Origin of the sequence: Gluconobacter sp. (genome assembly GCF_047723935.1) — a bacterium.
In the GTDB taxonomy this organism is placed as follows: Bacteria; Pseudomonadota; Alphaproteobacteria; order Acetobacterales; family Acetobacteraceae; genus Gluconobacter.
This window is the reverse complement of sequence record NZ_JBDOBO010000004.1, coordinates 72,837-91,875: the sequence shown is the minus strand read 5'-3', so window position 1 is coordinate 91,875 and position 19,039 is coordinate 72,837. Positions and strand designations below refer to the sequence as shown.

At 56.8% G+C, this 19,039-nt stretch carries 15 protein-coding genes; 8 read left to right on the top strand and 7 right to left on the bottom strand.

Going from position 1 to position 19,039, the window contains the following annotated elements:
* The first annotated feature begins 7 nt into the window (after positions 1-7).
* Positions 8-931 carry a 4-hydroxy-tetrahydrodipicolinate synthase gene (dapA, locus tag ABF979_RS04060; protein WP_252347496.1) on the top strand — a complete coding sequence of 308 codons (924 nt, stop codon included), beginning with the start codon at positions 8-10 and terminating at the stop codon, positions 929-931.
* A gap of 8 nt (positions 932-939) precedes the next feature.
* Positions 940-1,434: an SsrA-binding protein SmpB gene (gene smpB / locus ABF979_RS04055; protein WP_202207359.1), complete on the top strand. Its 495-nt coding sequence runs from the start codon at positions 940-942 to the stop codon at positions 1,432-1,434.
* 120 nt (positions 1,435-1,554) lie between these two features.
* On the opposite strand, the gene ABF979_RS04050 is transcribed toward smpB, so the two are convergent.
* Positions 1,555-2,304 (bottom strand): cold-shock protein, encoded by a 750-nt coding sequence (locus ABF979_RS04050; RefSeq protein ID WP_202207360.1) that lies wholly within the window; start codon positions 2,302-2,304, stop codon positions 1,555-1,557.
* Between the two features lie 287 nt (positions 2,305-2,591).
* On the opposite strand from ABF979_RS04050, the gene ABF979_RS04045 reads away from it, so the two are divergent.
* Positions 2,592-3,596 (top strand): lipid A deacylase LpxR family protein, encoded by a 1,005-nt coding sequence (locus tag ABF979_RS04045; RefSeq protein ID WP_202207361.1) that lies wholly within the window; start codon positions 2,592-2,594, stop codon positions 3,594-3,596.
* Between the two features lie 66 nt (positions 3,597-3,662).
* Here ABF979_RS04045 and ABF979_RS04040 read toward each other — a convergent pair whose 3' ends face one another.
* Together ABF979_RS04040 and recG are read right to left on the bottom strand one after the other, a co-directional pair.
* Positions 3,663-5,339 carry an EAL domain-containing protein gene (locus ABF979_RS04040; protein ID WP_415557950.1) on the bottom strand — a complete coding sequence of 559 codons (1,677 nt, stop codon included), beginning with the start codon at positions 5,337-5,339 and terminating at the stop codon, positions 3,663-3,665.
* 95 nt (positions 5,340-5,434) lie between these two features.
* Entirely contained in the window at positions 5,435-7,537 is a 2,103-nt protein-coding gene (gene recG, locus ABF979_RS04035; protein ID WP_415557948.1) for an ATP-dependent DNA helicase RecG, read from the bottom strand.
* A 72-nt stretch (positions 7,538-7,609) separates the two neighbouring features.
* Here recG and mfd point away from each other — a divergent pair, with 72 nt between their 5' ends.
* Complete coding sequence (gene mfd / locus ABF979_RS04030; RefSeq protein WP_099212290.1) at positions 7,610-11,110, top strand: transcription-repair coupling factor; 3,501 nt, start codon at positions 7,610-7,612, stop codon at positions 11,108-11,110.
* A 27-nt stretch (positions 11,111-11,137) separates the two neighbouring features.
* Here mfd and ABF979_RS04025 read toward each other — a convergent pair whose 3' ends face one another.
* Positions 11,138-12,010, bottom strand: coding sequence for a DUF2125 domain-containing protein (locus ABF979_RS04025; RefSeq protein WP_415557946.1), 873 nt, complete (start codon positions 12,008-12,010; stop codon positions 11,138-11,140).
* 110 nt (positions 12,011-12,120) lie between these two features.
* Here ABF979_RS04025 and ABF979_RS04020 point away from each other — a divergent pair, with 110 nt between their 5' ends.
* Both ABF979_RS04020 and ABF979_RS04015 read left to right on the top strand, forming a co-directional pair.
* The gene (locus ABF979_RS04020; RefSeq protein ID WP_415557944.1) at positions 12,121-12,939 is read left to right on the top strand and encodes a DUF1217 domain-containing protein; all 819 of its coding nucleotides are present in this window, start codon (positions 12,121-12,123) and stop codon (positions 12,937-12,939) included.
* Positions 12,940-13,014: 75 nt separating this feature from the next.
* The gene (locus ABF979_RS04015) at positions 13,015-14,427 is read left to right on the top strand and encodes a pyridoxal phosphate-dependent decarboxylase family protein (protein ID WP_415557942.1); all 1,413 of its coding nucleotides are present in this window, start codon (positions 13,015-13,017) and stop codon (positions 14,425-14,427) included.
* Here ABF979_RS04015 and ABF979_RS04010 read toward each other — a convergent pair.
* From ABF979_RS04010 to ABF979_RS04000, 3 genes are all read right to left on the bottom strand, one after another.
* Positions 14,396-16,270: a cobaltochelatase CobT-related protein gene (locus tag ABF979_RS04010; protein ID WP_415557940.1), complete on the bottom strand. Its 1,875-nt coding sequence runs from the start codon at positions 16,268-16,270 to the stop codon at positions 14,396-14,398. The genes ABF979_RS04015 and ABF979_RS04010 overlap by 32 nt on opposite strands.
* 6 nt (positions 16,271-16,276) lie before the next feature.
* The gene (gene cobS, locus ABF979_RS04005) at positions 16,277-17,293 is read right to left on the bottom strand and encodes a cobaltochelatase subunit CobS (protein WP_211508394.1); all 1,017 of its coding nucleotides are present in this window, start codon (positions 17,291-17,293) and stop codon (positions 16,277-16,279) included.
* 78 nt (positions 17,294-17,371) lie between these two features.
* Positions 17,372-17,986, bottom strand: a complete 615-nt coding sequence (locus ABF979_RS04000) for a J domain-containing protein (RefSeq protein ID WP_415557938.1) — start codon at positions 17,984-17,986, stop codon at positions 17,372-17,374.
* A 67-nt stretch (positions 17,987-18,053) separates the two neighbouring features.
* Between ABF979_RS04000 and ABF979_RS03995 the strand changes: the two genes are divergently transcribed.
* Both ABF979_RS03995 and ABF979_RS03990 read left to right on the top strand, forming a co-directional pair.
* Positions 18,054-18,344: a BolA family protein gene (locus ABF979_RS03995; protein ID WP_415557936.1), complete on the top strand. Its 291-nt coding sequence runs from the start codon at positions 18,054-18,056 to the stop codon at positions 18,342-18,344.
* Positions 18,341-18,934 (top strand): LolA family protein, encoded by a 594-nt coding sequence (locus tag ABF979_RS03990; protein WP_215750861.1) that lies wholly within the window; start codon positions 18,341-18,343, stop codon positions 18,932-18,934. Before ABF979_RS03995 ends, ABF979_RS03990 begins: the two co-directional genes overlap by 4 nt.
* Positions 18,935-19,039 lie beyond the last annotated feature (105 nt).

Here is a 19,039-nt window from a genome sequence, read left to right as displayed (position 1 = left end):
GAGCAGGATGGAACGCATGATGAGCAGAGGCGAGACAATGGTGGAGACGGGCATGTATCAGGGGTCGCTGACGGCTCTGATCACTCCGATGGATACGGATGGCCGTATTGATTTCGAGGTGGCGACAAAGCTTATTGAGCGCCAGATTGAAGCTGGCACCAGTGGCCTTGTGCCCGCAGGAACCACAGGTGAGAGCCCCACGCTGTCGCACGAGGAACATGGCCGCATCATTGCGCACTGCGTTGAGACATCGAACGGTCGCGTTCCTGTCATGGCCGGGGCTGGCTCAAACAGTACATCTGAAGCTGTGCAGATGGCACGCCATGCTCACTCTGTGGGCGCGAGCAGTCTTCTGGTTGTTGTTCCCTATTATAATAAGCCGACGCAGGAAGGCCTGTATCGTCATTTCATGACGATTGCTGATGCCACCCCGCTTCCGATTCACGTGTACTGCATTCCAGGTCGCTCTGTAGTGGACCTGACCCCTGAGACATTGGGACGCCTCGCTCAGCATCCCAATATTGCTGGCGTGAAGGATGCTACGGCCAATCTGGCTCGTCCCATCGCGGTCCGGCGAAACGTGAAGAAGCCGTTCAACCAGCTTTCTGGCGACGATAACACAGTGGTGTCGTTTCTTGCGGCAGGTGGTGATGGCTGCATCGGTGTGACGTCAAATGTTGTTCCTGCGCTGTGTGCAGAAATGCATAGTGCCTGGCAGGAAGGGCGAATCGAAGATGCGATCGAAATCCAGGATCGTCTCTCTCCGCTGCATGATGCCATGTTCATGGAAAGCAACCCTGGGCCGGTGAAATACGCTATGTCTCGGCTGGGTCTATGCAATGCAACGCTGCGCCTTCCGCTCGTGGAGCCTCAGGAGGCAACGCGTAAGGCTATCGATGCAGCTTTACGATCTCTCGATCTATTGGACTGAAATTTTTAATGGCCGGAAAAAAAGAGAAGAGCGGGATGATCTCTCACGGGATCGTCGCTCAGAACCGTAAAGGCCGGTTCGATTATACGATTCTGGAAACTGTAGAGGCAGGAATCGTTCTAAAAGGACCGGAGGTCAAAAGCCTCCGTTTGGGACGTTCGACCATTACCGAGGCCTATGCCGCCGAACGTGATGGAGAAATCTGGCTCTTCAATTCCTACATTCCGGAATATCAAGGGGGTGTCCTTTCCCGCTTTGAGCCCAGAGCACCTCGCAAATTGCTGCTGCACCGCAAACAGGTGGCGCACTATCTGTCAGCTGTGACGCGTGCGGGCGCATCACTTGTGCCACTGGATATTCACTTCAATGCTCGCGGAGTCGCAAAAGTGACGATTGGCTTGGGACAGGGGCGGAAGAAAGAAGACAAGCGACACGCAATCGCTGAGCGAGACTGGCAACGTGACAAGGCTCGTTTGATCCGGAACAAGGGTAAGGACTACTAATTTCCGGCGGGTCGAAACCGCTTGGAAACGAACGCTCTTAAAAACAGCCATTAAAAAAGCCGCTGTGGAAAATCCACAGCGGCTTTTTTTAAAGCTCAGCGAGATGCTGAAGCAACCGAATCAATCGATGTTGATTGCAGCAGCTTCCGGACCCTTCTGACCCTGAACAACCTTGACGTTGATCGCCTGGCCTTCGTCGAGAGTCGGGAGCTGTGAACGCTCGAGAGCGGAAGCGTGGACGAAGATGTCCTTGCCGCCGGAGTCAGGCGTGATGAAGCCGAAGCCCTTGGTGGCATTGTACCACTTCACGGTGCCGCGGATGTCCTGTGCGTCGGACAGGTCAGGAGCCGGACGGCCCGGACGTGCTGACGGGCCACCGAAGCGCGGCTGCGGAGCTGCACCGAACTGGGCGCGCGGGCGAGGAGCTTCAGCCGTGCTTTCGTCAACGGAAATGACTTCAGCAACCTGGCGACCCTTCGGACCCTGGCCAATGCGAACAACCACGGTTGCACCCGGGTTGACGCTGCTTACGCCAGCGTTGCCAAGAGCGTTGGCGTGCAGGAAAACATCGCCCGAGCCGTCAGCCAGTTCAACGAAACCGAAACCCTTTTCGGTGTTGAACCACTTAACGCGGGAGCTGATTTCTGGGCCGGAAGCGGTAACGAAGCTGCTGCCTGCGCCGCGACGAGGTGCGCCGAAGCCACCACCACCGCCGCCACCGAAGCCGCCACGATCGCCGCCGCCGAAGCCGCCACGATCGCCGCCGCCGAAGCCGCCACGGTCACCATAGGATGGCTGGGACGAATAGTCCCCGTCAAACCCGCCGCGGCGAGGTGAGTTAAAGCTGCGGTCGGTTCTGTTGTTTCTCAACGGTCTAATCCCGAGACTGGGGTGCCACGGAGGGCTTCTATCCCCTGCCATGACGTATTTCAAAAAGGTGAGAAAAGCCTCAGGCCTTCCTCTGAGGGAATCACTAGCATGGTTTTTTCCCGCACTGCCACAACGAAAGTGCGAGAAGTGCCCAACTCGCGCGGATTTTAAGATTGTCTCAGTCCACCAAGGGGCTCCGAAGGCTTTGCTTTGATGCCCAGTAATGACATAAAGACACAAATTAATAGCGTCATTACCCTGATCGTACGCGAGATGCAGAGGTGCCCATGCAGACCCGACTGACTCTTTCCTTCGGGGCCTGTGCCCTACTCGCACTGGCATCTTCGACTGCCATGGCAACGCCTTTGCAGGATCCTTACGGCACCTGGACGATTCAGGGCGAGAATGATGCCGTCTCTACTCTAAAAGGGACGTCAGATCAGTATTATACATCTGGCCTGCGCATTAACTGGACGTCAGGAACCGACAATCTTCCTGAGCCGATTGCGAATCTGAATCATTTCCTGATGGGAAATGGGATGCAGCGCATCAGCATCGGTTTGCAGCAGTTGATTTTTACGCCGCGGGAAACGCAGATGGCGCAGCCGCCGCAGGGTGATCGCCCTTACACAGGCCTGATGCTGGGGACGGTCAATCTTATTAACGATACGGATCTGTCCCGTACGGTTATGGGAATCCAGTTCGGTGTCATGGGCCCCGCAGGCCTGGGACGTCAGGTGCAGAACGGGTTCCATAATCTGATCAGCGATACACCGAACAAAGGCTGGAAGCATCAGCTTGCGAATCAGCCGGTCATGCAGATTCAGGCTGGTCGAATCTGGCGTCTGCCAGTTGCCAAGGTTTATGGCATCGGAATGGATGTCCTGCCTGCGGTTTCCGGAGCGGCAGGTGACTATCGGACATATGCAGACGCTGCTGCAACCTTCCGCATCGGTCAGGGGCTGGACAGTGACTTTGGCAACTCCACGATCGGGCCGGGGCTGGATGGTACGGATGCTTTCCGTGGAACGCGCCCTGTTGCCTGGTATTTTTATGGCGGCGTAGAGGGTCAGGCTGTCGGGTATGATGCGTCGTTGCAGGGCAACACAGTGCGCCCCAACTCGCCGCATGTTGAGAAAGTCTGGGATGTTGGCGAAATTCACGCCGGCGTTGCCGTCATGTGGCACGGCATGCGTCTCTCCTATAGCCAGAACTGGCAGACGGCTCAGTTCAAGTCTCAGAAAGCTGGCCTGTTCAACTACGGGTCGCTCAAGCTCTCCGTCAAATTCTAAGACTGAACTTTAGGGTAACGCCCACACTAAAAAGCCCGACCGCAGAAAGCGGGACGGGCTTTTTTCTTAAGTGGATTGCGACGCAGGTTTAGCCTGATCTCCGACCGGGGAGCCAAGGAGATATCCTTGAACCTCTTCGCACCCATAGGCGTCTAAAAAGGCCATCTGGGATTCAGTCTCTACACCTTTGGCACACGTCGTGATGTTCAAGGCGCGTGCAAGTGCGAGAATCGCGCACATGACTTCGTTCGCGCGATTATTTTCCCCGAGGCTGTTGATAAACCTGCGATCAAGTTTGATCTGATCCAAGGGATAGAAGCGTAGACGCTCCAGAGATGAAAAGCCGGAGCCAAAGTCATCAAGCGCAAGCCTTACACCGAGCGCGCGAACACGTGACAACTCACGGAATGTGATGTCTTCCGGCCCAAAGAAGCGAGGTTCGGACATTTCAATCTGCAGGCGTTCAGGGGCGAGACCGCTTTCCTGAAGGATTTCCTTGACCAGTTTTGAGAGGCGCTCGCTGACCAGCCAGACCGGTGAGATATTGACGCAGACCCTGTGAGGAACATCCCATTTTGCCGCCGCCATGCAAGCCGTTCTGAGACTCCAGCTATCCAGCATCTCAACAAGACCTGCTTCTTCGGCGCAACGAATGAAGAGTGCGGGCGGGACTTCGCCATAACCCGGTCTGGTCCACCGCAGAAGAGCTTCATGAGCGACGATCTGCTGGGATGCTGTGTCAACGACCGGCATCCAGTTCAGGAACAGGCCGTTCTGTTCTACGGCAACGGCCAGATCCTGTTCCAGGCTGGAGGACAGGATATGCATCCGCGTTGTTTCTTCGTCTGCGCGCCTTTCATGGCCACCGCCGAGGCGTTGGGCTTCCATGAGTGCAGCCTTGGCGCTCGTGAGAAGATCATCGACCGTATTCCCATCTTCCGGGAACATTCCCCATCCGACGGATAAAGAAAATGGCAAAGAGGAATTGGCAAGAGCAACGGGAGTTTCAGAAATCCGAAGGATGGATGTCATTAATGATCGTGTTGTTACCTGCGTATAGCCAGGTGGCGTCAGCACGATAAAATTGCCGCCGCCCATGCCGCCAAGGAATGCGCCTTGCGGCAGAAGCTTTTCAATTCTCCGAATGATCTCTTCCAGAATGATGTCGGCGACGTCCCAGCCGTAACGCTCATTAATGAAAGACAGGTGATCGAGATTGAAACGTATTAATCCAAACTTCGCCCGCCTTGTCAGGGTCGCAGTCTGCTCGATGTACCACTGCACAGATTCCATGCTTTGCATGCGGTTCGGCAGGACAGAACCTGTGTTGTAAATCGGGTTCCGTGTCAGGCTTGCGAGATCCTCAAGCGCGTCCAAAGTCTTCTGGCCTGAAAGCTCAGTCGTTTCACCGGCAATCAGGAGAAAAAGAGAAGTTGCCGTTCGCATGTGGCGATGCGCGCTGCCGATACTGATCCCTGCAACGGTTAGCCCTTGTGCGACTTGGAAGGCCTGTGATGAGGGGGTTACAGAGAGTTCAGCGAAAGGAAAATTACCCAGCGTATCGGTGAGGGGAGCGCCGACATAAGCAATTTCAAGCGGTAAGGCCTGCTTTGAAAGGGCGACTATTCCCGCTGAGGAGGCGCCGGTTAAGGAGCGCGCCAGTCTGAGCAGAGGCAGGTAACTGGCGGACGACGTCCCTTTCAGGAAAGAAGCTGCGTGCTGATCGTCACCAGTTGAGAACATACTGTAAACCCGATTATGGATAAGTCGTAAAACCGTCAAAGAACGATAAAGTTCCTTCTCGGAAGACAGATTAACAATTCTTTCTTAAAGGTCCTTTAACCAGAAATCAAAAGGCGGTCGGGCTCGGAGCGGTCAAAGAGCGTTAGCATAATTCTCAATGCTTCGCCCCGAGAACCTTTTAAAGATGGATTACGCATTAGTTCTCGTTCGCTATCTTGCTGCATTGCAGTCAAAAGGAGTGAAATTCTTGCTCCTTGAGCTAGTCGGAAGCCTGGCAGGCCTGACTGACGGTCCCCGGCAAGGTCGCCTCCGCCTCGGATTCGGTAATCCTCGTCAGCAATCATAAATCCATCGTTAGTGTCTCGTAAAAGTGTAAGTCGCCTGACGGCGGTTGGTGTTGCCAGTCCATCATGCAGTAGCAGGCAGAAGGATTTTTTCGATCCACGACCTACGCGACCTCGCAACTGGTGGAGCTGGGCCAGACCAAAACGTTCTGCCTGTTCGATCACCATGACGGAGGCGTTAGGGATATCCACACCAACTTCAATCACGGTTGTGGCAACCAGTATGCGTGTTTCGCCCTGCCGGAATGCTTCGAGGGCAGCCTGTCGAATAGCTATGTCCTGCTTGCCGTGGGCCAGCCCTACGATGTTGGGGAAGCGTTCTCCCAGCATGGCCCAACGCTCTTCTGCTGCCGCTGCGGATTGTGTTTCGCTGTTTTCAATGAGGGGGCAAACCCAAAAAACCTGAACCCCGTCAGCGACGGCACGGGATATAGCCGCCAGAATGTCTGGCATGGCGTCCATGTTATGCAGAGTGGTGCGAATGGGTTGTCTGCCTGCTGGTTTGGAATCCAGGCGGCTTACGCTCATTTCTCCCCATTCCATGAGCTGAAGCGTTCGCGGAATAGGGGTGGCGGTCATGACCAGAATGTCTGTGGCCTGTCCCTTGGCGCTCAGATTCATGCGTTGCTTCACGCCAAAACGGTGCTGCTCGTCAATGACGGCCAGTCCAAGGTCCGCAAACGTCACGCCTTCCTGAAACAGGGCGTGAGTTCCCACAATGATTCGCGCGGTGCCATCGGCAATGGCCGCCAGTGTCTCGCGGCGTGCTGCGCCTTTGATCGTCCCGCTCAGATAAACGCATTGCGTGGGACAAAGTCGGGACACTGTCTCGAAGTGTTGGCGTGCCAGAATTTCCGTTGGCGCCATGAGGGCCGCCTGGGCACCGGATTCCACGGCTTGAAGCATGGCATTCATCGCGACAAATGTTTTGCCGGCGCCCACGTCTCCTTGCAGAAGACGCATCATGGGAGCAGTGGCCGCCATGTCCTGACGGATTTCAATGATAGCTGAAGACTGGGCCGCCGTGGGCTTATGACCAAAGCGACGATTTAGCTCTGCCTGGAGTGCGCCCGTGCCTGGCATGCTGCGGCCCATCCGGCTGCGTGCTTTGAGGCGAGCCAGTCCAAAACAGAGTTGGTCAGCGAGAAGCTCATCCGCAGCAAGACGGGAAAGTGCGCGCTCTCTCACCGGCGCCCATTCGACATGAGCAGGAATACTCTCCGGGGCCTGCAGGATATGCAGCGCCTGTGTAAAAGCTGGCCAGCGGCGCTTTTGGACAAGAGCGTGGTCCTGCCATTCTGGAAAATCGGGCAGAAGCGTCAGGGCAGCGCGCATGGCTTTGCGCACGGTGTAGGGAAACAGGCCTGCGGTCAGGGGCCAGACGGGTTCAAGTCTGGGAAAGCTGTCACGCTTTTCCCATGTTGTGACGTGATCCGGCTGGGGCATCGTCAATTCCCCCTGGAACCGGCTGGTCTTGCCAGAGACAAGAAGCTCTACCCCAGCCGTTGGGGCAGGCATGTTTTTCTGCTGGAAAAAAACCAGATCCAGCCTGCCTGTATCGTCTTCTGTGCGAATGATGGAGGGTTGGCCGGGGCGTGCAGCCTTGCGGATTGAGAGGACACGGACACGCGTTGTCAGGATTTCTCCGGGTGCGAGATTGTGTCCTGCGGCAACTGTGCGCAGAATACGACGGTCAACAATTCGCTCGGGAAGGGTGAACAGCAGGTCCAGGACGCGCCGTCCTCCTGCGATCTTTTCCAGCAGACTTGCATGTCTTGGCCCGATTCCGGGCAGGGACGTCAGTGGTGCGAAGAGTGGAGCAAGAAAATCTGGAGAGGGCTGTTCGGACTGCATTGCAACGGGCGCTCCCCGGGGCTTTTCTTGGTATGGCAGGGTCTGGAACGGCAGGTATAGGGCAAGAGCAGGATGGAACAAAACGAAACCATGAGCCGTGAAATGCCCCTCACATCCTTTGGTCCGACCGTCTGGGGTGTCCCGGACGGGAGTGTGGCGCTGCTGCTTCGCCAGCGGCTGGCAGAGCATGAAGGGCCGTTGCTGCATGTTGCGCGGGACGACGCTGCTGTTGCGGCTCTGATGGACATGCTGTCCTATCTGATGCCGGAAGTTGAGGTTCTGCGTCTGCCTGCGTGGGACTGCCTGCCTTACGATCGTGTCTCTCCCAACGCCGCTCTGGTTGCGGAGCGTGTTGGAACATTGTGTCGCCTGCTGGAGCCGACGAAAGCCCGCCGGATTGTTCTGACGACCGTGCACAGTCTGTTGCAGCGCGTTCCACCGCGATCGGCTTTCAAAGGCCAGTCCATCAGTGTGGCTACGGGTGAAATGCTCGATCAGTCTCTCCTGATCGAAGTTCTTGTCGCCAATGGCTACACGCGGACTGATACAGTCATGGAAGCGGGTGAGTTCGCGGCGAGGGGCGGCATTTTCGACCTTTTCCCTGCCGGCGCACCAGACCCTATCCGCCTCGACCTTTTCGGCGATGAAGTCGAAAATATCCGTGCCTTTGATATCGCTACTCAGCGCTCGACAGAAAAGCTTGCGCGTTTCGAGTTACGACCTGTCTCGGAGTTCTCGCTCAGTCCAGAGAGTATCAGTCTTTTCCGAACGGGATGGCGCGATACGTTTGGGCCATCAGCTGCATCTGACACGCTTTATGAAAACGTCTCTGACGGGCGGCGTTATCCGGGTCTGGAGCACTATCTGCCGCTTTTCCATGATGGCGATGGCCACCAGATGGAAACGCTGCTGGATTATCTGCCAGACGTTGCAATCAGCTTCGACAGCCATGCACCGGAGATTTTGAAAGCCCGTCTGGACATGATCGCCGACCACTATGAGGCGCGTCGTGTTCCTGTTCGTGATGGCGAGATGCCGTATCGGGCGCTTCCGCCGCATCGTCTCTATCTGGACCAGCATGGCTGGAATGCCATGCTCTCCAGGGCGCCATCTGTTTTGCTGAATGCATTTGGCAAGCCGGATCTGGGAGAAGGCGTAGAGGCCGGAAGCCGTCCCGGACCGCTTTTTGCCCGGGCCAAGGACGGGTCTCGCGAGGGTGTTTTTGAAGCGTTTGGCAAGCAGGTTGAAGAGTGGGCGCAGTCTGGGCGCCGCACGTATGTCACGGCCTGGAGCCGTGGCTCGCGGGAGCGGATTGCCCATCTGCTTCAGGAACATGGTGTCGGCGTTGAAAGTTATGACGACTGGCCGTCCGCAGCAGGCATGTCCCGCGGGACAGTTGGTCTGCTCGTTCTCGGGCTGGAGCGTGGGTTCGTTTCAGATCGTCTGTGTTTTGTGTCTGAACAGGACCTTCTGGGAGAGCGTATTTCCCGGCCGCCCCGTCGCAAGAAGCGTGGTGAACAGTTCATTTCTCAGGTGGGCGAGATTTCCGAAGGGGACCTCGTTGTTCATCAGGAATACGGGATTGGGCGCTATGTCGGGCTTGAGACCATCCGCGAAGGGCTGGTTGCGCATGACTATCTTTCCATTCTGTATGATGGAGAGCAGCGTCTTCTTCTGCCGGTAGAGAACATCGAACTCCTGAGCCGGTTCGGGTCGGAGCAGGCCAGCGTCCAGCTCGACAAGCTCGGTGGTACGGCCTGGCAGGCTCGTAAGGCTAAGATGAAATCGCGCATCCGCATCATGGCGGGTGAACTGATTCGGACGGCAGCTGCGCGTGCATTGCGTGAAGCTCCGACGCTCGCGCCGGCAGAGGGACTGTGGGACGAATTCTGTGCCCGCTTCCCGTTCGTGGAGACGGAAGATCAGTCCCGTGCCATCGCTGATGTTCTGGAGGATATGAGCTCCGGTCGCCCGATGGACCGTCTGGTGTGTGGCGACGTCGGCTTTGGAAAAACCGAAGTTGCCTTGCGTGCTGCCTTTGTTGCTGCGCTCTCAGGAATGCAGGTGGCTGTTGTTGTTCCGACAACGCTTCTGGCTCGTCAGCATTATCGTGGCTTTGTGGCGCGATTCGAAGGTCTGCCAGTTCGGATCGGGCAACTGTCACGCATGGTGACCCCCAAGGAAGCGACAAAAGTTCGCGAAGAGATGGCGGATGGGCGTCTGGATATCGTCATCGGGACGCATGCCCTTCTGGCCAAGACGGTTTCTTTCGAACGTCTGGGCCTGCTGATCATTGATGAAGAGCAGCACTTCGGTGTCTCTCACAAGGAAAAGCTCAAGGCCCTGCGGGAAGACGTGCACGTCCTGACACTGTCAGCCACGCCGCTGCCACGTACGCTCCAGTTGTCCCTGTCCGGTGTGCGGGAAATGAGCCTGATTGCGACGCCGCCGACGGATCGTCTGGCAGTTCGCACGTTTATTACGCCGTTTGACAGCGTCATGATCCGCGAAGCGATTCAGCGTGAGCGTTTCCGCGGTGGGCAGGTTTTCTGTGTGTTGCCGCGACTCGCTGATCTGGACCGGATGGCAGAGCGCCTGGCTGAGATTGTTCCGGATGCGAAGGTCATTCAGGCGCATGGACGTTTGACGCCGACCGAACTGGAACGCGTCATGACCGAATTTGCCGACGGCAAATATGACATCCTGCTTTCCACCAATATCGTGGAGAGTGGTCTCGATATGCCCAGCGTGAATACGATAATTATTCATCGGGCAGATATGTTTGGCCTGGGGCAGCTTTATCAGCTTCGCGGGCGTGTGGGGCGCGGTAAGCAGCGTGGCTATGCCTATCTGACCTGGCCGCAGACGAACCCATTGTCGGCCGCTTCTGAAAAACGTCTGGAAATTATGCAGACGCTCGACTCACTTGGTGCTGGCTTCACATTGGCGTCGCACGATCTTGATCTTCGGGGTGCCGGAAATCTGCTGGGGGATGAGCAGTCCGGGCATATCAAGGAAGTCGGGATCGAGCTGTATCAGCAGATGTTGGAAGATGCCGTTCTGGATCTGCGTCGCGAACGTGGTCGGAAGGCGGAGGAAGAAGACAGCTGGACGCCGAATATTATCCTCGGATTGCCTGTGCTGATTCCAGACACTTATGTGCCTGATCTGCCGGTTCGGCTGGGGCTATATCGGCGTATTGCGTCCCTGACCGGAGAAGCGGAAGTCGAGGCCATGCGCGCTGAACTCGTGGACCGGTTCGGATCCTTGCCGCCAGAGGTGGGGAATCTTCTGGACGTCGTGCTCATCAAGCGTCTTTGCCGTGAGGCTGGTGTGGAGCGTCTGGAAGCCGGGCCAAAGGGTATGGTGCTTCAGTTCCGCAAGAACCGGTTCCAGAACCCCGCCGGGCTGATCGACTGGGCGACTCGTAAGAAGGATTCGGGCGTGAAGATCCGCCCCGATCAGAAGCTGGCCATTATTCGCGAAATGACGAACGCTACCCGCATTGGCTTTGCGAAGAAAGTAACGACCGTTCTGTGCAAACTCGTGCGGAAACTGGAAGACGCAGACTAAGCGTTTTTCCAGTTTCCGCAGTGGCGCTCAGGGAACGGCGATAGGGAGCGGAATACGGTTGACCGTCGCTACGCCGCCCTGAAGGGCAATATCCCATGTGGTGGTGTCGCCGCTCTGGCGTCCCATCAGGCGGGCAATGGTAAGGGCGGTGACCACTTTGGTTGGGGCTGTCTGGCGAATGGCCTCGATCAACTGCGCAACATTGGTGATGCTGACATGGGTGTCTGCGGTGGATGTTGCAGCTGACGAGCCGATCTGAATGGTTCCTGTGCCATCAACAGTGCTGCTTCCGGAAATGGCATGCAAGGCGTTGATCGTGATCTGCTGTGAGGAGCCGGAGAGGCCGCTTACGGACAGATCGGCGGACAGGGACGACGGAATGAGTGGCTGTTTCGAGTCGTGAATGCCTGTTCCATTGACCTTGATGTGGAGCTCAGGGCTGGTCTGGACTGCGTTGATCGTCGCGTGCTGGATGGTCATTGTGTGACCGGGGCGGGACAGTTTTACGCTGCTCCATGAGGCCTCGGGCGTTCCTTCATGGATGTTGTGGACTGTAATCGTGGCATCCTGTCCCTGACAGGCCGGGCTGATACCGCCGCGGAAAGCACTCAGTGCTGCATAAGCGGCTGTTGCATTGAACTGTTCCAGCTTAGCTTCCGGGACAGCGCCTTTGGGGTCTTTCAGGGTGATAGGCCCGATATCGAGGCCGATGCCGGTTCCTGTCAGGGTGGCGTGCAGGCCTGATGCTGAAAAGCCGTGGGCAGCAGCTTGGTGGCCGTTCAGGGAATAGGTGAAGCAGGACGCAGGAATGTTCGGCAGCGTGTCTGCGAGAGCAGATGACGCAAAGGAAGGCAGAGCCGTCGCTAGAGCTGTTATGAGAAGGGTTTTAAAAGACATCATGCCCTCAATGCTGTGGTGTCTGATCTCTCAGACAGAAAGACTGTTAAGACTCTCTTAGGATTATGGAGAGACAATGGTTCCCCATAATCCTTCCTTGCGGGTGAGTGTGCATGTCTTCGTCCATTTTCGCCATGCCAGCGGTGCCGCAATACCTGTCCATCGTGAAAGACGAACAGGCCTCCGTGAACCGATGGGAAAAGACCAGTTCATCTTCGCAGCAGGCATTGACGGCGTTCAAGGCTGAGGCGTCTTCCATCACGACGCCTGATCAGCTTCTGAAGAATTACAAAGCGCTGAAAGTCGTTCTTGGCGCCTATAACATGTCTTCCAATATTGATCAGACGGCCGTCCTTAAGCAGCTCATGACGCAGGACCCTACGTCTTCCAAGTCGTTGGCACAGAGAAGCGGGAATGCGTCCTGGAAAGCGTTTGCGACCGCGTTTTCAGACTGGTCGACGTCTCCTCTCTCGTCAGAAGACACTTTGTCTAAAATTGCCCAGAATTACCTGACGAACGGGTATGAAAGCAGTGTTCAGGACGAGACGCCGGGCCTCGGGGACGCTCTTTATTTTACCCGAACCGTCACGTCAGACATGAAGCTTTCCAGCATCATGGCAGATCCGAAACTGTTGAAGGTGGCGGAAAAAGTGTGTGGGTTCGATACAACCCAGTTTGGCGCACTGGATTACGACCAGCAGGTTCGACTGCTGGGGAACAAGCTGGATCTTTCACGTCTTAGTACGTCCCAAGGCGTGCAGCGGTTTGCTGAACAATATCTTGCGCTTCTGCAAATCAGCCCTGAAGCATCCACGACGCCTGCCAGTATGCTCACACTTTACGGAAGTGGAGGGACATCGGACGGTATTTTGTCCCTTTTTACAGGAAGCAGTAGCAGTTCCTCGTCATCGCTGTATTCCGCACTTCTCTGACCCGATTGCGTGACATCCTGAGAGGAGGCCTGTATCGCGGCTAGGGAAACGTGGCAGCGAAAAGGATCTCTCTTCATGGCGGGACTGGACCCTGAAGACTGGAGCGGCATTCGTGCCATGGGGCATCAGATGCTGGATGCTCTGTTTGACCGCATGGAACATGTCGGGGAAGGCCCGGTCTGGCGTCCTATGCCGCAGGCAGCCAGGGATGAGCTGAGAACAGGCTTTCCTGCCGAAGGGACCTCTCTGGAAGAACTGCATGAGCGTTTCACAGAGCTCGTTGTTCCCTATGGCAATGGTAATACTCATCCGGGTTTCATGGGGTGGGTGCATGGCGCCGGAACACCCGTCGGGATGCTGGCAGAAATGCTGGCGGCCGGCATGAACGCCAATTGTGGTGGCCGCAGCCATGCCGCAAATGAAGTCGAGCGCGAAGTTGTCCGCTGGGCTCTTTCCATGGTGGGTATGCCGGAAGATGGGTCGGGCTGCCTCGTGACGGGCTCGTCCATGGCCAACTTCATCAGCATCATTACGGCCAGTCGGGCGCGTGATCCATCGTTGCGACGGCATGGTGTTGGGCAGAGCAGAATGGTTGGATACGCCGCGACAACGGCCCACGGGTGTCTGCCTCGTGCCTTTGACCTTGCTGGCTTCGGAAGTGAGGCTTTGCGCCGTGTTCCGGTGACGGATGATCATCGGATGGATCTTGCGGCACTGCGCCGAATGATCGCCGAGGACCGCCAGAGCGGGTTGGTGCCCTTCATGGTAGCCGGAACGGCCGGAACGGTGGATTGTGGGGCTATTGATGATCTTCAGGGGATCGAGGCTATCGCACGGGAGAACGGCCTCTGGTTTCATGTGGATGCAGCTTTTGGGGCGCTGGCCTGTTTGTCGTCACGTTTCAAGGCGCAGCTTTCCGGCATTGAAAAGGCTGACAGTCTGGCATTCGATTTTCATAAATGGGCACAAGTCCCCTACGACGCGGGCTGTGTTCTCGTGAGAAATCGTGAACTTCATGCGGCGGCGTTTGCTCAGTCGCTCGACTATCTGACGCGTGAAGCCAGAGGGCTTGCGAGTGGCGCGCCCTGGTTCTGTGATTTTGGGCCAGATCTTTCACGTGGGTTTCGGGCGCTCAAAGTTTGGATGACGCTGGGCCATTATGGCTCACAGCGTATGGGGCAGATGGTGGAAGAATGTTGTGACGTTGCACAGCATCTTGCGCGCTGCGTGCAGGCCACGCCCGGGCTCGTTCTGCTCGCGCCAGTAACGCTGAATATTGTCTGCTTCGGAATAGAGGGCCTGTCAGATCAGAATGTTTCCGAGCTGGTGCAGGATTTGCATGAAAGCGGTGTGGCGGCCCCATCCACAACGCGGATCAACGGTCGGTTGGCGGTGAGGGCGGCGATCGTTAATCACCGCACCACGACCGCCGATACCGACCGTATGCTGGATGCCGTTATCGCACTCGCCGCTGACCGGCGGGGGTAAAGAGCTCACTCAACTGAGCCATCATGGTGCCGCCGAGGTCTTCGGCGGAACTGATGGTTACGCTGTGTCGATAGTAACGCGTAACGTCATGGCCAATACCAATAGCCAGAAGCTCCGTGTTCCGATCGCTTTCGATCCGCTTGATGACCTCACGCAGATGGTTTTCAAGATAGTTATGCGGATTGGCAGAGAACGTACTGTCATCCACAGGTGCACCATCTGAAATCACCATGAGGATATGACGGTGTTCCGGACGCCGTTTCAGGCGCTTCCAAGCCCAGAGCAGCGATTCGCCGTCAATGTTCTCCTTGAGGAGACCATCACGCAGCATGAGGCCAAGGTTCTTCCGGGCCCGGCGCCAAGGTGTATCTGCATCTTTGTAGATGATGTGACGCAGGTCATTCAGGCGTCCCGGCTCGGGTGGGCGCCCATTTTTCACCCATTGCTCCCGGCTCTGACCACCTTTCCATTGACGCGTCGTGAAGCCCAGAACTTCGACTTTCACGCCGCAGCGCTCCAACGTGCGGGCGAGAATGTCGCCGCATATTGCAGCGGTTCCAATTGGGCGACCACGCATTGAGCCTGAGTTGTCGATCAGGAGTGTGACGACCGTATCGCGGAACTCCATTTCGCATTCATACTTGTACGAAAGCGGCATGGTAGGGTTCGTGACGACGCGGGAGAGGCGCCCGGCATCGATGATGCCCTCTTCCTGCTCGAACTCCCAGCGGCGTTGTTGCTGAGCCATGAGCCGCCGTTGCAGACGATGCGCAAGACGAGAAATCAGGCCCTGAAGTTGAACAAGCTGCTGGTCGAGCTGTTGGCGTAGCCGGTCCAGTTCGTCCGGGTCACAGAGGTCAGCAGCCCCAACTTCTTCATCGAACCTTGTGGTGTAAGCTTTATAAGTTGAGCCGCCGCCGATGGCCGTGCCTTCACCTGACTGATCAGACGGACCCGCAGCTTCTTCCGAACCTGTCTCAGGGGAATCAAGCGCGTCAGAAGACGTCTCTGTCTCGCCTGTTATTCCGCTTTCACCACTTTCTGGCTGATAGCCATCTTCCTCATCAGGGTCATCGCCTGCAGGTGTCTGCTGATCTTCTTGCGGAACCGCGGCTTTATCTTCGGAAGGCTGTTCGTCTTCAGATAGATCGTCTGAAGGGGCCTGTTGTTCGATTTCCTCTGGTAGTTCTGTGAGCTGGCAGGCACCGAGCAGATGCGTGATCGCGCGTGCGAAGGCTTTCTGGTCAGATTGCGTGACAGCCATTTCCGCCAGTGCGTTTTTGGCTAACGGAGAGAGGGACGCACGCCAGGCTTCCAGCGCCGGGCCAGCCTGCGAAGGGGTATGCTCTCCTGACATGGCCTCCCGAGCTAGCAGGCTCAGAGCCATGGCGGCAGGCATTTCGTCCTTGGTCGCCATGCGGTTACATCCAGCTTCGGCACACTGCTGGATGACACGCTGGTCAAGATTGGCACGAACGCCGGCCATATGGCGGGAGCCGTAAACTTCACAGCGCGCCTGTTCGAGGACGTTAAACGCCTCCTGAGCTTGTGGCTCTGGAAACTGCGCGTTCAGGCCACTCTTGTGGTAGCGCAGCTTCAGCGCCGCAGCATCGGCCGCTCCGCGAATTTTCTGAATTTCGCGGTCGTGCATGCTGCGGGACAGGTAGGGCAGTTGCACGGCATCAGGTGCCGGCGGAGCGGGCAGCCTATTGCCAACAACCGCACCCTGAAAATCCACGCTCTGTTCAGGCGTGCCGCCCATGGCGCGAAGGGTTGCGATTGTGGCGCGGCGGAAACCTTCCTGACGGTTTTCGTCAGGAGGGGAGTTCTTGGGCGCGGACAAGGTTTTTTACTCCACCGGGGAGGTGTTGAAACAGCGCTGGTAGTATTCCGCGACAATGCCGCGCTCGGCTTCGTCACACTTGTTCAGGAAGGTGAGACGGAATGCGAATGCGACATCATTGAAAATATTGAAGTTCTCAGCCCAGGCAATGACAGTTCGTGGGGACATGACTGTGGAGATGTCTCCGGCCATAAAACCCGAGCGTGTCAGGTTGGCCAGAGCGACCATACGTTCGACCATCTTCGTCTTGTCCTTGTCTTCCGTACCGATTTTCAGCTTGGAGGTGACAATCGCAACTTCCTGTTCAAGCGGCAGATAGTTCAGGGTCGCGACAATGTTCCAGCGATCCATCTGGCCCTGATTGATCTGCTGCGTGCCGTGATACAGGCCTGTCGTGTCACCAAGGCCAACGGTATTTGCGGTCGCAAAGAGTCGGAAGGCCGGGTTGGGACGGATCACGCGGTTTTGGTCCAGAAGGGTAAGGTGACCTTCTGCTTCGAGAACGCGCTGGATCACGAACATCACGTCCGGACGGCCTGCGTCATATTCATCGAAAATCAGCGCACACGGATGCTGCAGGCACCAAGGCAGCAAACCTTCACGGAATTCCGTTACCTGCTTGCCGTCGCGCAGCACGATGGCGTCCTTGCCGATGAGATCAATACGGGACACGTGGCTGTCGAGGTTGATACGGACGCAGGGCCAGTTCAGGCGCGCAGCGATCTGCTCAATGTGGGAGGACTTTCCCGTTCCATGGAAACCCTGAACCATTACGCGGCGGTTATAGGCAAAACCCGCAAGAATGGCGCGCGTCGTGTCTTCATCGAACTTGTAGGATGGATCGATGTCAGGGACGTGCTCTGTCCGGACGGAATAGGCTGGGATCTGAAGATCAGTCTTGATGCCGAAGACTTCACGCGAAGACACCGTGAGGTCGGGCGCACCAAGAACACTGGTTGGGACCGCAGAACTTTCGGCGGTGGTGACGGTTTCCGGGGCGTCGATCGTCGCGAAATCACTCATGAGACTGGCGGACTTTCATTGAATTCAGGAATGTTCTGAAAAGATGGGCCTTTAGGCTCTATTCTTCCAGAGAGAAAATCAGGAAACGAACTCTGACTCGCGACTGAAATGCGTTTTCAGCACGGCGTACGCGGATCCAATGGCCTTGAAACGCTCTTCAGCCTGCTTGTCGCCAATATTCGCATCAGGGTGGTGACGGCGGGCAAGGGCACGATATCGGCTTTTGACGTCATTCAACGACACGGGCCATGTCAGGTCCAACGTTGCGAGAGGCAGTCGAAGCGGTTCTGGTGGGCCATCAGCTGCGGCGCGCTGACGCGCACTGTCCTTGGCGCGCTGGGCTCTGTCGCGGCGGCTGGCGCCGAGAATATCCAGAGGGTCCAGAACATCTTCTTCGTTGAATTCGGCTTTCTGTGCTGTACCAGTCCCAAGTTTCCACGAAGGGCGCTGCCACGACGTGTCAGCTCTGAGCTGGGCTTCGATCTGGGCCGGTGTCATGCCGCGATAGAAGTCCCATCGCGCGTTATAGTCGCGAACGTGTTGAAGGCAGAACCAGAAGTAGGACCGCAGGGCATCGCGCCCGCGGGGAGCACGGTAGCCGGCAGGCTCCGCACAGCCTGGATGATCGCAGGTCTGGTCTGGTGCCTCTGGATCGGGGTCAAAAGCCCGATGTCTGGTAGATTTACGCTGCATGGTGTCTGATATGGGCAATGTGAGCCGTTTGATGCAAGCGGACAAACCAAGTCGGATTTAATTGACCATGACGCAGCCCCTCACCAGACGGGATCGAATAGCTGAAATTCTCCAGCGGGAACTGGCGCCGAGCGTCCTTGAAATTCAGGATGACAGTGCCCGGCATGCCCATCATGCAGGAGCAAAAGCTTTGGGGAGTATGGGAGAAACGCATTTCAATGTCGCCATCACCAGTGCGAAGTTTGACGGACTGAACCGGATTGCCCGGCATCGCTTGGTGAACGGATTGCTGGCAGGAGAGTTTGAAACAGGGCTTCATGCCCTGTCTCTTGTTCTGCACGGAGAAGCTACTCCATGAAGCGTGCACTTCTAGCTCTTCTTTTTCTGTCTGGCTGCGCCACGAGTGGGTACGGGCATCTCCCTGCAGACCAGCAGGCAGACGTTCATAGAATTGAAACCTACATGAACGGTGTGACCGGGATGCAGGCGTCTTTCAATCAGACTGGCCCTGATAATGGGGTCAGTGCCGGACGATTCGTTTACATGCCCGGGCATCTGCGACTTGATTACGTGACGCCGCACACAATGGAACTTGTGGCCGGGGATGGTCATCTGGTTCTGGATGATATGGATAGCGGGGCTGTGACTCATCTGTCCCTGAAGCGGAACCCATTGGGGCTGCTGCTTCATTACCCAATCCGGTTTGACCAGGGGATCCAGGTGACGGATGTGCGACGCGGCCAGGGGTCTCTTCAGGTTTCGGTCGCAGAAGCGGATAACCCTTCACAGGGACTGCTGACACTCCAGTTCTCCGACACCGCCGGAAAGCTCTTGCTGATTGGTTTGCAGGGTGTGGATGCCCGGCAGAACCATTTCAGCGTGTCTCTGGGGAATATAGCGGAGGGGGTAACAGTGACCCCGACCGTTTTTACTCCGCCCGGGGGGTAGTACCGAAATGCCCGGGCCACGAAAACGCCCCCGCCCGCAACAGGGGGTCCATGGATACAGTTGGGTTGTACCGACTGTGACTGGTGCGGCCGAAATATACGATTA

Excerpts from the sequence above, each read along its gene's own strand:
- dapA (WP_252347496.1), top strand. The coding sequence starts at position 8 with ATGGAACGCATGATGAGCAGAGGCGAGACAATGGTGGAGACGGGCATG.
- smpB (WP_202207359.1), top strand. The coding sequence starts at position 940 with ATGGCCGGAAAAAAAGAGAAGAGCGGGATGATCTCTCACGGGATCGTC.
- ABF979_RS04045 (WP_202207361.1), top strand. The coding sequence starts at position 2,592 with ATGCAGACCCGACTGACTCTTTCCTTCGGGGCCTGTGCCCTACTCGCA.
- ABF979_RS04040 (WP_415557950.1), bottom strand. The coding sequence starts at position 5,339 with ATGTTCTCAACTGGTGACGATCAGCACGCAGCTTCTTTCCTGAAAGGG.
- recG (WP_415557948.1), bottom strand. The coding sequence starts at position 7,537 with ATGCAGTCCGAACAGCCCTCTCCAGATTTTCTTGCTCCACTCTTCGCA.
- mfd (WP_099212290.1), top strand. The coding sequence starts at position 7,610 with ATGGAACAAAACGAAACCATGAGCCGTGAAATGCCCCTCACATCCTTT.
- ABF979_RS04025 (WP_415557946.1), bottom strand. The coding sequence starts at position 12,010 with ATGATGTCTTTTAAAACCCTTCTCATAACAGCTCTAGCGACGGCTCTG.
- ABF979_RS04020 (WP_415557944.1), top strand. The coding sequence starts at position 12,121 with ATGTCTTCGTCCATTTTCGCCATGCCAGCGGTGCCGCAATACCTGTCC.
- ABF979_RS04015 (WP_415557942.1), top strand. The coding sequence starts at position 13,015 with ATGGCGGGACTGGACCCTGAAGACTGGAGCGGCATTCGTGCCATGGGG.
- cobS (WP_211508394.1), bottom strand. The coding sequence starts at position 17,293 with ATGAGTGATTTCGCGACGATCGACGCCCCGGAAACCGTCACCACCGCC.
- ABF979_RS04000 (WP_415557938.1), bottom strand. The coding sequence starts at position 17,986 with ATGCAGCGTAAATCTACCAGACATCGGGCTTTTGACCCCGATCCAGAG.
- ABF979_RS03995 (WP_415557936.1), top strand. The coding sequence starts at position 18,054 with ATGACGCAGCCCCTCACCAGACGGGATCGAATAGCTGAAATTCTCCAG.
- ABF979_RS03990 (WP_215750861.1), top strand. The coding sequence starts at position 18,341 with ATGAAGCGTGCACTTCTAGCTCTTCTTTTTCTGTCTGGCTGCGCCACG.